Source organism: Roseinatronobacter sp. (assembly GCF_051859525.1).
In the GTDB taxonomy this organism is placed as follows: Bacteria; Pseudomonadota; Alphaproteobacteria; order Rhodobacterales; family Rhodobacteraceae; genus Roseinatronobacter.
Genome location: NZ_JBHYFM010000009.1, coordinates 98,980 through 113,312, shown reverse-complemented (window position 1 = coordinate 113,312; position 14,333 = coordinate 98,980). Strand labels below are relative to the sequence as shown.

Genomic DNA, 14,333 nt, shown 5'->3' with positions numbered 1-14,333 from the left:
TGGGTCAGTTTCTCGGACCGGATGTGATCATCAGTGTTGAACACATCGCCCACACCGGCCTTGAACATGATGTCATCTGTGGTTTCCTGTTCCAGAATATCCATTGCATCATCGAAGGTCAGAACACCGATCATCTTGGATTTGGCGTTGACGACCGGCAGCAAGGGCACGTCGCGCAACTGCAATCTGCGCGCGGCGGCTTCCTGTTCCATGTCATGCGGGGCGGCCAGATCCGCGCCATCAATGAAGGTATTGACAGGGCTGTCCCCGTCTGCGCGCAGCAGCGCCGAAAGCCGGACAAAGCCCTTGTAGCAGCCGTCGTCATCGATCACGAAAACGCAGGCCGCCTGCCCCCGAAAACGCCCGCCCCATGACATCCCCGCCAGAACGGCAATCCCCGATCAAATGCGGAACCTGCTTAAGGCATTTTACGCGCAGGAACCTGACGGCACGTTGTGGGCCGGTTCGCAAGCGAAATGGCATGATATCACCGGGGGCCGGCGGCAGGATTTGACCGACACCGCCTTTCAGGGCCTAAACCACCAGCGCCGCGTCGATAGAGCGCCACAGTTCTTCCACCGGCTCGATACCAACTGACAGTCGGATAAACCCGTCTGCGACCGTGTCGCCCCAGCGCGCGCGGCGTTCCGCGGCAGAATGGACGCCGCCAAAGCTGGTGGCCTGCTCGATCAACGGACAACAGGACAGGACTCTTTCTGCCGTGGCTGCATCTGCCAACTCAAAGCCGATCAGGAAGCCGCCATTGACCATCTGGCCCCCCACGGCCTTGAATGACGGATCATCCTGCAAGCCCGGATATCGCACAGCGCGCACATGCGGGTGCTGAGCCAGCCGTTCGGCAATGACCGCAGCCGAGGCGCACATACGGGTCAGGCGCACCTCCAGCGTTTCCAGCCCGCGGTGGACAAGATAGGCCTCGAACGGGCCGGGGACCGACCCCGATTGCCGCCGCCAGTCCGCGACACGCGCCATCAGCACCCCGTCACGCCCCGCAACATGCCCGAAAAGTGCGTCGGAATGGCCCGACGGGGCCTTGGTGTCAGCGGCCACAACCAGATCGACCCCAAAATCCAGCGGGCGCTGAAGAAGGGGCGTCATGGTGGTGTTGTCTACGATAACCCGCGCGCCCGCAGCATGGGCACGCGCTGTGATGGTCGCGATATCAACAGTGTCCAGACCGGGGTTCGAGGGGGTCTCGATATAGATCACGTCGAATCCGGTGAAATCGGCAGTTTCCATATCAAGCGTCGGGACGGGCACCACATCGACGCCGTAAACCTGCAACATGTCACGGCCCAGAAGCCGCGTCACATAATACCCATCTGATGGGATCATCACGCGCGCGCCAGCCCTCAAGCAGACCACAAGTGCTGCCGTGATCGCGGCCATTCCCGACGGAAAGGCAACCACCTCGGCATTTTCCAGAATCGCAAGCTGTGCCTCGACTGCGTCCCATGTGGGCTGGCCTGCACGGCCATAGGAATGCACGGCCCCTTGGGTTTGTGGCAAATGGAACGTGGTCGCGACCGAGATTGCAGGCACCACAGGCTCGCCCAATGACAGGCCCGCTTTGCGGTGATGAAGCAGGCGGGCGATACGGGCGTCTGTCGTCTCTGATGTCATTTCTGGTCCTGCGGGATGTGTATGGAAAGTGACGCCATCACCGCCCCAAGATCAACGGCTTGCATGCGTGCGGCTGGCGGAACGTAGCGGCTTGCGGCAGGGCACTCAACCCCTTGCACAGGCAATCAGGCCGGCCGGTGGAAACAAGTGAATCCGCTTGAATGTCCCCACAGGCTTCATCCCTTTTTCATTGCACGGGAGGCGGGCGTGACGTGCCGCGCAGCGCGCTTGCGCTGGTCTGCCCCCCATAATGCCAGACCGATACCGCCAAGTATGCCTGCCGAACAAAGCATCAGGCGCAATGTCAGCGGCTCGGCGATAAACACGACCCCACCCAAGGCAGCAATTGCAGGCACACTCAGCTGCACATAGGCGGCCGTGCTGCGCTCCAGCGCTGGCAGAACGCCATACCAGATGGCATATCCCAGCCCCGAGGCCAGCGCACCGGACGCTATGGCATAAATCCATCCCGCAAGGCTTGTGCTTTGCATAAAAACTCCCGGCAGGATCAGCAGTATCGCAAGGGGCAAACACCGCAGGAAATTGCCGCCCGTATCAACAAGCGGCCGCGCGGAACCGCGCCCCAGCAGCGTGTAGACTGCCCAAGCCAGCCCCGCGACCACCATCAGCACAGCCCCCGATGGCGCTGGCGCCGAAAGGCCGGGCAACAACAGCAGCACAAGAAACACGGCCGCCACTGCAAAACCGCCCCACTCTAGCCAGCCCGGCATGTCACCCTTTCTGATGGCCCAGCCCAGCATGCCCAGTTGCACGGTCGCAAACAGCAACAGCGCGCCGGTTCCCGCAGCAAGCTCAAGATACGCGAAGGAAAACGCGATGGCATAGACAAACAGTGCAGTCGCCCCCCCTATGCTGCCGCCCATCTGCCCCAGTCGCGCAAAGCCCCCGCGCCAAACAAGGATCAACACAAGCATCACTGCGCCAGAGGCAAGCCTGACGCCGGTATAGGTCAGCGCGTCTGCCGCGCCCTCGGCAAGGGCGATCCGGTTCAGGACAGAATTCGCGGCAAAAGCCATCATCGCGAGGGTGGTCAGCAACACAGTCTTTGCCACTGATGATGTCATCATGCTGTCCGACCCCGCATCTAGCGCGCCTCTCGCAGGATAATGATAATCCCGCTGACCACGATGATTGCAGCCCCCAGAATGGTCCAGACCATCGGCACGTCCCCCCAGATCAGCCAGCCCAGCCCCGTGGCCCAGATCAGGGCGGTGTAATCAAACGGCGCCACAATGGCGGCAGGTGCCATACGGAACGCCTGACCGATCAAGGCCAGCCCAAGACTGCCAAACACAGCCAGTGCAACGAATAATGCGGCATCAGCCGCCTGCACGGGCACCCAGTTGACCAGCGCAAAAGGTGCGGCATAGATCATCGGGAACAGCATCGCGAACAGCATCATCGTCCACAGCCTTTCGGTGCGATTGATCCAGCGCGCGCTGATCATGAAAACTGCATAGCACAATGCGGTTCCGACCGGCAGCAGGGCAGCAAGCTGAAACGCCTCACTGCCGGGGCGCACGATTACCAGAACACCAGCGAATCCCAACAAGACTGCCCCCCAGCGCCGCCAGCCAACATGCTCGCCCAGCAGGGGCACCGACAGCGCAGTGATGAAGATCGGCGCCGAAAAGACCAGCGCGGTGGCTTCGGCCAGCGGCATGTAGATCAGCGCCGTGAAATAAAGCCACGCGCCTGTCACCATCAACGCCCCGCGCAACGCATGCAAGCGCAGATGCCGTGTCTGGAGGGCTGCCGACCCAAATACCGTCAGGATGATCGCGGTGATAATTGGTACGGCAATCAGGTTGCGCAAAAAGACAATCTGGATCGGTGTATACCGGTCCGTCAGCAGCTTGGCCGCAGCGTCATTGGCCACCAAAAAGGCCACACCGGCGCAGATCGTGGCAATCGCAAGCGGTGTTTCGCGTGTGTTCAGGGCAGCAAGACTGCGCATATTCGCTCCGGATCGGGGTCTTGATCACGCTGTGCTATCAGAAGCCCGCGCAGGATACGAGACTGGCCGCGCCATCGGCGCAAACGGCGGTGCGTGTGTGGAAACATGACCTGCCGTCCAAGGCTTGTGTTCCCTGCCCAGACCGGCAATATCTATCCGTTCAACGGACACGGACAAGAACCCCGCCGTCAGCGCAGCCCTGAACGGGCATATGGGAAAGATAACCTGATACAGCCGCTTCGCGCAAAATACCGGAGTTTTTTATGCCCGCCGCAGTTTTTGACTACATCATCATCGGCGCCGGCACGGCCGGTTGTCTGCTGGCCAACCGCCTGAGCGCGGACCCGACCAAACAGGTGCTGCTGCTGGAAGCGGGGCGCAAGGACAACTACCTGTGGATTCATGTGCCGGTGGGGTATCTGTATTGCATCGGGAACCCGCGCACTGACTGGCTGTATCAGACAGAACCGACACAGGGCCTGAACGGGCGGTCCTTGCGCTATCCGCGCGGCAAGACACTGGGCGGCTGTTCATCTATCAATGGTATGATCTACATGCGCGGTCAGGCCCGCGATTATGACGCCTGGGCACAACTGACCGGAGATAATGACTGGACCTGGGACAACGCCCTGCCCGATTTCAAGGCCCATGAGGACCATTACAAACTGGATGACGGCGCAGACCCGCGAACCGGCGATAACAGCCGGTTTTCGGACTTGCACGGATGCGGTGGCGAATTGCGTATCGAAAAGCAGCGCCTGCGCTGGGATGTGCTGGAAGCCTTTGCCGCCGCGGCCAATGAGGCGGGCATCCAGAGCACAGGGGATTTCAACACTGGCGACAATTCGGGCGTCGGATATTTCGAGGTGACGCAGAAATCGGGTTGGCGCTGGAGCAGTGCAAAGGCGTTCCTGCGCCCTGCTCAAGCGCGCAAGAACCTGACAATCTGGACCGAAAGTCAGGCCGAGCGTCTGATCTTCGACAAAACCGCCACAGGGCAGACCCGCTGTGCGGGTGTCGTTATCCGCAAGCACGGCGCGGCAGTCACGGCAAGCGCCCGCGCCGAGGTTGTCTTGTCGGCCGGTGCGATTGGCTCACCACAGATACTGCAACTTTCGGGCGTTGGTCCGGCGGCATTGTCAAGGGCGCACGGGATTGATGTGGTCAAGGATTTGGCGGGTGTGGGGGAAAACCTGCAAGATCATCTGCAAATCCGCGCGGTCTATAAGGTGGAAAATACCAAAACGCTGAACACGCTTGCCGGTTCGCTATGGGGCAAGGCCCGCATCGGGCTGGAATATGCGCTGAAGCGATCCGGCCCGATGAGCATGGCACCCAGCCAGTTAGGGGCGTTTACACGCTCGCATCCCAGCCTGCCGCATGCAAATCTGGAATACCATGTGCAGCCCCTTAGCCTTGACGCCTTCGGTGAAGACTTGCACCCGTTTCCCGCGATGACCGTAAGCGTATGTAACCTGAACCCCACCAGCCGCGGGCATGTGCGCATAAAGTCGGGCCATTTCACGCATGCGCCCGAAATTGCGCCCAATTACCTGTCCACCGAAACCGACCGTCTGGTCGCGGCGCAAAGCCTGCGGCAGGTGCGCGATATCATGGCCCGACCGGCGATGCAGGCGTTCAACCCGCAAGAATGGAAACCGGGGATCGAGTTCCAGACCGATGAGGAACTGGCGACGCTGGCGGGCGATATTGCCAACACGATTTTCCACCCCGCCGGAACTGCCAGAATGGGGCGCGATGATGACCCGATGGCCGTGGTCGACACACGGCTTCGGGTGCGCGGCATCGAAGGGCTGCGCGTTGTGGACGCAAGCGTTATGCCGCAGATCACAAGCGGCAACACCAACGCCCCGACCTTGATGATCGCCGAGAAAGCCGCGCGCTATATCATCACGGACGCGCGCTGACACTGCCGGCAGTGGGACACACCGCCGGCAGCAATCGCATCAGGTCTGTCAGTCTGCCATCACTTCTTCTGTTGACGCACGGATGCGGCGCACATTGGCTTCCATTTCCTCTTGTCCGATGAACACAACCGGAAAGAAGGTGTTGCCTTCGGTGATATCCTTGAACGTCTGGCTTTCGCTTGCGTATTCGGCAGCTTCCATCAAACGGGCTTTCACCTCCTCGGGGACACCTTGCGGCACGATGATGCTGCGATAATCCTCGATGGAATAGTCATATCCCAGCTCCATCAGGGTTGGTGTGTCAGGGTAGAACGGGCTGCGCTCGGCCGACATGAAGGCCGCGACGACCATTTCGCCTGTGGGCGTGTATTGCGCATGCGTCCCGCCTGAATAGGCGAAATCAACCTCTCGGCCCAGGACCAGCGGGGCCATCCCGCCACCACCACCGGTGGGGACAATCGCCAGATCCAGCCCTTCTTCTTCGGCAATGGCGCGAATGATGGCCTCGTCCAGCGGGGTTTGCTGGGCATAGGTCATCTGGTTTTCCTTCCCATAGGCGATAATCTCGTCAAAGGTGCTGAAAGGCTGTTCGGCAGATGTCACAATCGCATTCTGGCCTACGGCCACGGCGGCCAGATATTCGAAATCGTCAATCTCGTATTCCACCGGCGTGATGATCGGCGTGAAGGTCAGCGCTGTGGTTCCGCCGAACAAAAAGGTGTGGCCATCCGCTTCGGTGTTCTTCAGGCGTGTAAACGCAACCGCAGAACCGCCACCCGGCTGGTTAACAACATTCACCGGCTGGCCAAGGAATTCTTCCATGACATTTGCCAGAACACGGCCCTGAATATCTGTCGAACCACCGGGCGCGAAGCCGATGACCATGGTCAGCGGACGCGTTGGCCAATCTGCGGCAAGCGCCATCGGCGCTGTCATCATGGTTGCGCCCAATATGGCTGCAAAGGTCTTTTTCATCTTGCTCTACTCCTGTTGGTCATATGTCTTCTCGGTGCCGGTGCTACTGTTGACAGCGTCCGGCGGTTGAATTGTTGCAGTCTTGAAGACAGGATCACTGCAACAAATTTCGGCGACACCCGTTGCGCAGCCCCGATCTATTCGGACGTTGGGGCGCCACCAGCGGCCTTGTCAGTGCGGAAGGTGCGGATGATCAGCGTGACAAGGGCCAACACAGTGCAGGCGATAAAGAACATCGCAATCGGCCGGCCCAGCAGAATTTCCCAGTTCCCGCGCGACAGAATAATGCTTTGGCGCAGGTTCAACTCCAGCATGGGGGTGATGATGAAGGCCACAAGGAAGGTTACGAAACTATAGTCATATTTTTTCATCAAATAGCCAAGAAGCGCGAAACCCATCAGAATAACCAAGCCGAACGTGCCATAGCCCTGAAGCATCATTCCGGCCAGACAGAAGAAGATGACAACAGGAATGACAACATGCGGGGGCACACGTGTGATCTGTGCAAAAAACATCAGCCCGAACCAGCCCAGCGCCAGCATGATGACCGATGCAAGGATCATGCCTGCAAAAATGGAATACAGCAGTTCGGGGTTGTCGCGCAGCAGCAGCGGCCCGACCGTGATACCATGAATGGCGAATGCCCCGATCAGCAGGGCTGCCGACACATTGCCCGGAATGCCCAGACCGAATAGCGGGATCAATGCCGCAGGAATAACGGCGTTATCAGCCGATTCAGCGGCGGCAATCCCCTTGGGTTCCCCCTTGCCGAATGTTTGCGGGTCTTTCGCCGCCTTTTGCGCCATACCATAGGACATGAACGACCCGACCGAAGGCCCCAGCCCCGGCAGGGCACCAACGAATGTGCCAACACCTGTGCCGCGCAGAATGGTTGGAAAAATACGCCGGAAGATCGGCCATGTCATCCGGTCGCTGTCATCCTTCTTTAGCGCAACCGACATTGTGCCGCGTTCATACCGCAGCTTTTCGGATTGCACGAACATCTCCGACAGCGCCAGCGTGCCGATGGCAACTGCAATCAAAGGCATGCCGTCCATAAGTTCGGTATATCCGAAGGTCAGGCGCGGCAATCCGGTCTGGTTGTCCAGACCGACTGTTCCCAGAAAAATACCCAAGCCCCCCGCAGCAAGCCCCTTGAAGATATTGCCCCCCGACAGGCCCGCGATAAACACCAGTGCAAAGGCCAGAATGGCCGCCATTTCATAAGGGCCGAACATCAGCGCCACACGGGCGAACGGAATGGCCACGAAAATCAGAATGATCGTGGCCAGAATGTCGCCCATCACCGACGCGATCAGGCCGATTTGCAAGGCGGTTTTGGGTTTGCCCTGTTTCGCCATCGGATAGCCGTCCAGCGCCGTCGCGGCCGAAGATGCCTCGCCCGGGGCGTTCAGCAAGATGGCCGAAACCGCACTGCCTGCGGCCGTGCCCTTGGACAGCCCTATCAAAAAGGAAATCGCGATATACGGAGACATGTAGAATGTCATCGGAATTGCAATTGAAATCGCAACGGACCGCGACAGGCCGGGAATTACGCCAACAACGTAACCCAGCAGCACCCCGCCCCCGATTCCAATGAAAGATGCCAGCGTCAGCGCTTCGGCGGCGGCAGAACCTACTGCGGAAAAATCCATGTGCTACACCACCCCGACGCGCATCATATACACTGACAGAACATACAGCAGCACCACGGGGACAACCGAACACCCAAGGATCATATACCAGCGCCGTTCCCCCAGCAGGATCAACATGCCTGCAATCAGGAAGGCACCAAACCATGTGATCTTGATGAATGACATGAACCAGATTGCCACCCCGACATAGAGAAACGGCCATGCAGCCCAGCCAATGGCGGCCCAACTCAGTTCTGTTGTGACCAGTGTCAAACGCTCGCGCAGCAGTTGAACAAGGCCCTTCAGGGCAATAATGCCGCCGCAGATGACCATAAGCCATGCGCCGATTCCCGGCACCAGTTCAGGCGGCATTTGCGCAAACGGGTTCGACCCCGCGTAATTTGGTATTGCCCAAAGCAAAGCCAGAAGCCCGAAAGCGGCCACGGCAAGCCCGGACCAGAAATCTGATCTTGGCATGAAGTTCGTCCCTGTCATTTTTGCGACTTCTAGCTGTCGCTTATGAACAAACTGTTGCACAGGATGCGCAGCACTGGCAACCCGTTTGCGAAACAAATGCTTTGTGAAATCCGGTCCTCCGTATGCGGCCGCACACAGCGCGGCCGCATACGGGGCTAGATAACGTCGATCAGCCGTGCTGCCATCCGGTCATAGGCACGCGCAACAGGGCTGTCAGTGGCCGCGACAGGAATACCCCCGTCACCGGCCAGCCGCACCTCGACACTCAACGGCAATTCCCCAAGGAAGGGCAGTCCCTGTTTCTCGGCTTCGACACGGACGCCACCTTCGCCGAAGATATGATCCTCGTGCCCGCAATTCGGACAAATATAAGTCGACATATTTTCAACCAGCCCAAGAATAGGGGTCTTCAATGTCTGGAACGCGCGCAACGCCTTGCGGGCATCCAGCAGCGCCACATCTTGCGGTGTCGAGACGACAATCGCGCCGCGCACATCGAATTTCTGGCATAATGTCAGCTGGATATCACCGGTTCCCGGCGGCATGTCGATGATAAGCACATCCAACTGTCCCCATTCCACCTGGGTCAGAAGCTGTTGCAATGCCCCCATCAGCATCGGCCCCCGCCAGATGACTGCATCATCTGCCTTCAGCATCAGGCCTATGGAAATCATCGTAACCCCATGCGCCTGCAGGGGGATGATCTTCTTGCCATCGGGCGAGGCGGGCCTGCGATCGACCCCCATCATCTTGGGCTGGCTTGGGCCGTAAATGTCAGCATCCAGCAAGCCTACGCGCAAACCCTGACGCGCCAGCGCGACCGCCAGATTCGAGGCCACCGTGGATTTGCCAACACCGCCCTTGCCGGACCCGACCGCCACGAGATGGCGCACACCGGGCACATTTTGCTTGTCCCCCTGCGGACGCGGGTGGCCGCCGACTTTCAAGGATGGCGCGGCCCCCTTGGGTTTTGGGGCCGGACTATGGGCGGTCAGGGCAACAGACACGCGCACAACCCCGTCAAGGGCCTTGATCGCGGCCTCGGCCGCCTGTCGCACAGGTGCTAGCCGTTGCGCGGCTTCCGCTGTATCAGCCTCCAGTACGAAACGGACGGCACCGCCATCAACCACAAGCGCGCGCACCAGATCACGCGACACCAAATCGCCACCGTCAGGCAGGTCGATCTTCTTCAGGGCCTCAAGGACCGTTTCGCGCGTTACATTCATGCCAGTTTCCTTCCGCTTGCACCCCGACAAATGGACTTTTCGCGCGCAATCGACAAGGGGCGTCGGGCCTGAATACAAATTGTCACGGGACAGGTCGCGTGCAAATATAGGCATCCATGATAGAGGAGTGCCAGGATGGACCACGATTGCCTGTTTTGCAAAATCGCCACCGGCGCGCTGCCCGCACACAAGATTTATGAGGATGACCACATCCTTGCATTTCTGGACCTGCACCCGGTTCGCGCAGGGCATAGCCTTGTGATTCCCAAAGAACACCATGTCTGGTTCGAGGAATTGCCCGAAAAACTGGCAACACGCATAACGACCTGTGCGCAGAAGATCGCGCGCGCACAAAAAATAATCTATCAGGTGCCGCGGGTTTCAATGTTTTATACCGGAATTCACGTCCCGCATGCCCATGCACATGTCGTTCCCATGCATCATGTGCATGACGTGACATCTGCCGCCTATTTACAGGACGGGATCGACTCGTTCAGCGCGCCCCCACAAGCTGATGCGCAGGAACTTGCTGATATCGCTAACATTTTTGCGGCACAAATTGCCGGTTAACCTGACTCTCAGGTTGCAGTTATCCGGACCTGCCCGACAGTTTTCTGGACCAAATGGTTCATTTTTCAGGCAGTCCTGAAATTTCCCTAACGTAAACATGACGCTACTGCATAGCTGCATTGCAGCATCGTATGTTGTGCAAGCGCAGCAAGTTGCTATTTTGATTTCAACGAGACGCGGCACTGACCGCAGACAGACTGAAAGAGAAGGTGCAACATGGCACATATCACTGCAAATGTAGGGTCCGCACGCCCCGTATCTTACCTGATGGGTTGGGTTGAAAGCGTTGCCGACACATTCGCACGCTACCGCGTTTACAAGCGCACGCATGACGAACTAAGCCGGCTGAGCAGCCGTGAACTGGATGACCTTGGCATCAGCCGCTCCATGATCACGCGCCTGGCATACGAGGCCGCATACGAGAATTGACGATTTTGGGTCCCCTCCTCCTCCCTGGGACCCGAGAGCGACGGTGATTGATCCTCCTCCCCAATCACCGTCACCCCATTCCGGCGATAGCAGAAAGCTTGAAACCGGCACACAGACGACCGCCCCGTCCTCCTCCCTAGGGGTGATCGTTGGGACAAAGTGGCCCTCCTCCTCCCTGGCCGCTCTGTCCCTCGAATATCGGATCACCTGATCCGGACATTGCAACGGCCCCCTCCTCCTCCCTGGGGTCATGGCAAATCGGCGGCAGTCCCCCTCCTCCTCCCTGGGACTGTCGCCTTTTTATTTTCCAGAGTATGGCAGTCATTCCAGCGGTGCCGCCTTGGCGCGGCTCGCGCGCATTCGCATTCGTACCCCTGCTCTACCCCGTGGCCGCACGCGCCTTCCTGCAAGAAACTTCTGTACTGCGTGCTTTAGAGCATGTTGCTCAAAAGTGGGAACCGGTTTTGAGCTTCTCGAACATACAAAGCCAATAAGTTAGAGCATGTCGCGTGAATACGAATGAACGCGACATGTCCTAGAACGGGACGTCATCCGCCTGATCTGCGGGGACCACGAATTTTGCCACAATATGACGCGGGCCGGATTTCTCGAATTCGACAAACAATTTGTCCCCGTCGACCGATGCCACCCGCCCATAGCCGAATTTGGTGTGGAAAACCCGCGCGCCTTGTTCGAACGCCGGTAAAGCTGTTGCATCTATCACCATCTTTGATGCGGGCCGCGGCTTGGCTGTCGGGCGCGATTGCGCCGCCTGAAACCGCCGCCAGCCGGGGGAATTATAGACATCTGCGCGCATGGCGCGATCCTCGACCGTGCTTTGCGCCATGCTGCCCGCCATGCCCGCGCCGCCATACAGCCCCGGCGGCGTCAACACATCCACATGATCTGCGGGCAATTCATCGACAAAACGCGACGGCATCTGCGCCTGCCACTGCCCGTAAACCCTGCGATTCGCGGCAAAACTGATGGTGCAAAGCTGCTCGGCGCGCGTAATGCCGACATAGGCAAGGCGGCGTTCCTCTTCCAGCCCTTTCAGTCCGCTTTCATCCATGGAACGCTGTGACGGAAACAACCCGTCTTCCCAGCCGGGCAGAAACACCACCGGAAATTCCAGCCCCTTCGCGCCATGCAGCGTCATGATGCTGACCTTGTCATCGGACCCATCCGTGTCATTGTCCATGACCAGCGCGATATGTTCCAGAAATCCTTGCAGGTTTTCAAATGATTCCAGCGCCTTGATCAGTTCTTTCAGGTTATCCAGCCGCCCGGGCGCTTCGGGTGTTTTGTCGTTCAGCCACATTTCGGTATAGCCGGACTCCTCCAGTATCTGTTCGGCCAACTCAATATGGCTGACCTGCGCGTGCAAGGGCGCGGTGTCCAGCGTGTCAATCAATTCATCATCGGCTGCACCGGCGATTGTGCCCCCCACGGCCGCATGCCACCGCGCGATTCCGTCCAGCAGGTCGCGCAGCGCTTTTGCACCCCGCCCGCCCAGCGCGCCCTGTTCCAACGCCAGCGCGGCCCCCTGCACCAAGGGCACACCCGCATCGCGCGCAATGCGCTGGATGGTCTGTTGCGCCTTGTCGCCAAGCCCCCGCTTGGGCGTATTGACCACCCGTTCGAAGGCAAGATCGTCGCCCGGACTGACCGCCAGCCGGAAATAGGCCATCGCATCACGGATTTCCATGCGTTCATAAAATCGCGGGCCACCAATCACGCGATACGGCAGGCCAATGGTCAGGAACCGGTCTTCAAACGCGCGCATCTGGTGGCTGGCCCGCACCAGAATCGCCATCTGGTTCAACGCGAACGGTTCCAGCCCACGCGTGCCACGCTGCAAATCCTCGACCTGCTCGCCGATCCAGCGCGCCTCTTCCTCGCCGTCCCAATGCCCGATCAGCCGGACCTTTTCGCCAGATTGCGCTTCGGTCCACAGGGTCTTGCCAAGGCGGTCTTCATTGCCCGCAATCACCTGTCCGGCAGCGGCCAGAATATGCGGGGTAGACCGGTAATTCTGTTCCAGCCGCACAACCGTCGCGCCCGGAAAATCACGTTCAAACCGCAGGATATTGCCCACTTCGGCCCCGCGCCAGCCATAGATCGACTGGTCATCATCGCCCACGCAGCAAATGTTCTTATGCGCCCCCGCCAGCAGGCGCAGCCACAGATATTGCGCCACATTGGTGTCTTGGTATTCATCCACCAGAATATAGCGAAACCGCGTCTGATACCCCTGCAATACATCAGGATGGGCCTGAAAAATCCGGATACAATGCAGCAACAAATCCCCGAAATCACAGGCGTTCAGCGTTTTCAGCCGGTCCTGATACGCGGCATAGAGTTCCGTCCCGCGATTGTTGAAGGCACTTGCTTCGCTGGCGGGCACCTGTTCCGGCGTCCATGCGCGGTTTTTCCACTGGTCGATGATTCCCGCCAGCAGGCGCGCGGGCCAGCGCTTTTCGTCGATATTGGCGGCTGCAATCAACTGTTTCAGCAGGCGTAACTGGTCGTCGCTGTCCAGAATCGTAAAACTGGACTTCAGACCCACAAGTTCCGCATGCCGCCGCAGCAGTTTTGCGCTGATCGAATGGAAGGTGCCCAGCCACGGCATGCCTTCTACCGCTTCGCCCAAATACCCCGCCACGCGCAGTTTCATTTCGCGCGCGGCCTTGTTGGTGAAGGTCACGGCCAGAATCTGCGACGGGAAGGCGCGGCCGGAATTCAACAAATGCGCGATACGGGCCGTCAGCGCCTTGGTCTTGCCGGTGCCGGCACCTGCCAGCATCAGCACAGGACCGTCCAGCGCCTCAACCGCCTGACGTTGGGCGGGGTTCAACCCGTCCAGATAGGGGGCAGGACGCGCAGCCATGGCGCGGGCGGACAGGGGCAGATCGGCGTTAAAATCACTCATCCCCCGACAATACCCAAAACCGCGCCGAAGGGAAAGCCGTGTTCGCACTACGTTCCCACCAGATTGCAACGGGCGCGCCCGTTAGCTGGCGGTTAAATCCCGAAAGCTGGCAAGGAAGCTTTTGAACAATTTGTTCACGCGCATATCATCACTAAGGCTGCTGGCCTGCCGCGCGATGTCGGCCAATGGTATGGCCGCCTTGTCCATGACACCCGCCAGTTCCGATCTGGCAACAAAGGCCATTCGCCAGTCCGGAAATGCACGGTGTTCCGCATCGGTGTCGGACAAAACCAACATGCCGGAATGCCGTGTATCAAGGCGAATGCGCGTCAGTGCACGTTCAATTGCCACATCCGGCCCTTCAATCACCTGAAAAAAGCACCCGTCGTGATATGCCAGAAATCCGGTTATGCCAGCTTCCTGGTTATTGCGTCGGGACAGATGCAAAATTTCTTCAACCTGCTCTTTATCCAGCGCCGTTCTGGCCGAGCTAAGATATACGATCCTGCGCATTGCACCTGTTCCAAGATTGACAAAAGA

At 59.1% G+C, this 14,333-nt stretch carries 13 protein-coding genes; 3 read left to right on the top strand and 10 right to left on the bottom strand.

The window, feature by feature from the left end; translation table 11 throughout:
- The 4 genes from ACTIE1_RS09700 to ACTIE1_RS09685 all read right to left on the bottom strand — a co-directional run.
- The coding region (locus ACTIE1_RS09700; RefSeq protein WP_439563354.1) for a CBS domain-containing protein at window positions 1-332 on the bottom strand (332 nt) is incomplete at its 3' end.
- Between the two features lie 202 nt (window positions 333-534).
- Window positions 535-1,644 (bottom strand): cystathionine gamma-lyase, encoded by a 1,110-nt coding sequence (locus ACTIE1_RS09695; RefSeq protein ID WP_439563033.1) that lies wholly within the window; start codon window positions 1,642-1,644, stop codon window positions 535-537.
- Between the two features lie 176 nt (window positions 1,645-1,820).
- Window positions 1,821-2,732, bottom strand: a complete 912-nt coding sequence (locus ACTIE1_RS09690) for a DMT family transporter (RefSeq protein WP_439563034.1) — start codon at window positions 2,730-2,732, stop codon at window positions 1,821-1,823.
- Between the two features lie 17 nt (window positions 2,733-2,749).
- On the bottom strand, window positions 2,750-3,622 hold the full coding sequence (locus ACTIE1_RS09685; RefSeq protein ID WP_439563035.1) for a DMT family transporter: 873 nt from the start codon (window positions 3,620-3,622) through the stop codon (window positions 2,750-2,752).
- A 263-nt stretch (window positions 3,623-3,885) separates the two neighbouring features.
- On the opposite strand from ACTIE1_RS09685, the gene ACTIE1_RS09680 reads away from it, so the two are divergent.
- Window positions 3,886-5,550 carry a GMC family oxidoreductase gene (locus ACTIE1_RS09680; protein WP_439563036.1) on the top strand — a complete coding sequence of 555 codons (1,665 nt, stop codon included), beginning with the start codon at window positions 3,886-3,888 and terminating at the stop codon, window positions 5,548-5,550.
- Between the two features lie 48 nt (window positions 5,551-5,598).
- Here ACTIE1_RS09680 and ACTIE1_RS09675 read toward each other — a convergent pair whose 3' ends face one another.
- The 4 genes from ACTIE1_RS09675 to ACTIE1_RS09660 all read right to left on the bottom strand — a co-directional run bounded on the left by ACTIE1_RS09675 (window position 5,599) and on the right by ACTIE1_RS09660 (window position 9,862).
- Window positions 5,599-6,525, bottom strand: a complete 927-nt coding sequence (locus tag ACTIE1_RS09675) for a Bug family tripartite tricarboxylate transporter substrate binding protein (protein ID WP_439563037.1) — start codon at window positions 6,523-6,525, stop codon at window positions 5,599-5,601.
- Between the two features lie 137 nt (window positions 6,526-6,662).
- A complete protein-coding gene (locus ACTIE1_RS09670; protein WP_439563038.1) occupies window positions 6,663-8,180 on the bottom strand; it encodes a tripartite tricarboxylate transporter permease in 1,518 nt (505 codons plus the stop codon).
- 3 nt (window positions 8,181-8,183) lie between these two features.
- On the bottom strand, window positions 8,184-8,636 hold the full coding sequence (locus tag ACTIE1_RS09665) for a hypothetical protein (protein ID WP_439563039.1): 453 nt from the start codon (window positions 8,634-8,636) through the stop codon (window positions 8,184-8,186).
- A gap of 155 nt (window positions 8,637-8,791) precedes the next feature.
- A complete protein-coding gene (locus tag ACTIE1_RS09660) occupies window positions 8,792-9,862 on the bottom strand; it encodes an Mrp/NBP35 family ATP-binding protein (protein WP_439563040.1) in 1,071 nt (356 codons plus the stop codon).
- Between the two features lie 135 nt (window positions 9,863-9,997).
- Here ACTIE1_RS09660 and ACTIE1_RS09655 point away from each other — a divergent pair, with 135 nt between their 5' ends.
- Window positions 9,998-10,432 (top strand): HIT family protein, encoded by a 435-nt coding sequence (locus ACTIE1_RS09655; protein WP_439563041.1) that lies wholly within the window; start codon window positions 9,998-10,000, stop codon window positions 10,430-10,432.
- Window positions 10,433-10,648: 216 nt separating this feature from the next.
- Complete coding sequence (locus ACTIE1_RS09650) at window positions 10,649-10,861, top strand: DUF1127 domain-containing protein (RefSeq protein ID WP_439563042.1); 213 nt, start codon at window positions 10,649-10,651, stop codon at window positions 10,859-10,861.
- A 535-nt stretch (window positions 10,862-11,396) separates the two neighbouring features.
- On the opposite strand, the gene ACTIE1_RS09645 is transcribed toward ACTIE1_RS09650, so the two are convergent.
- Window positions 11,397-13,793, bottom strand: a complete 2,397-nt coding sequence (locus tag ACTIE1_RS09645) for an ATP-dependent helicase (RefSeq protein ID WP_439563353.1) — start codon at window positions 13,791-13,793, stop codon at window positions 11,397-11,399.
- Between the two features lie 81 nt (window positions 13,794-13,874).
- Window positions 13,875-14,306: a BLUF domain-containing protein gene (locus ACTIE1_RS09640; protein ID WP_439563044.1), complete on the bottom strand. Its 432-nt coding sequence runs from the start codon at window positions 14,304-14,306 to the stop codon at window positions 13,875-13,877.
- Window positions 14,307-14,333 lie beyond the last annotated feature (27 nt).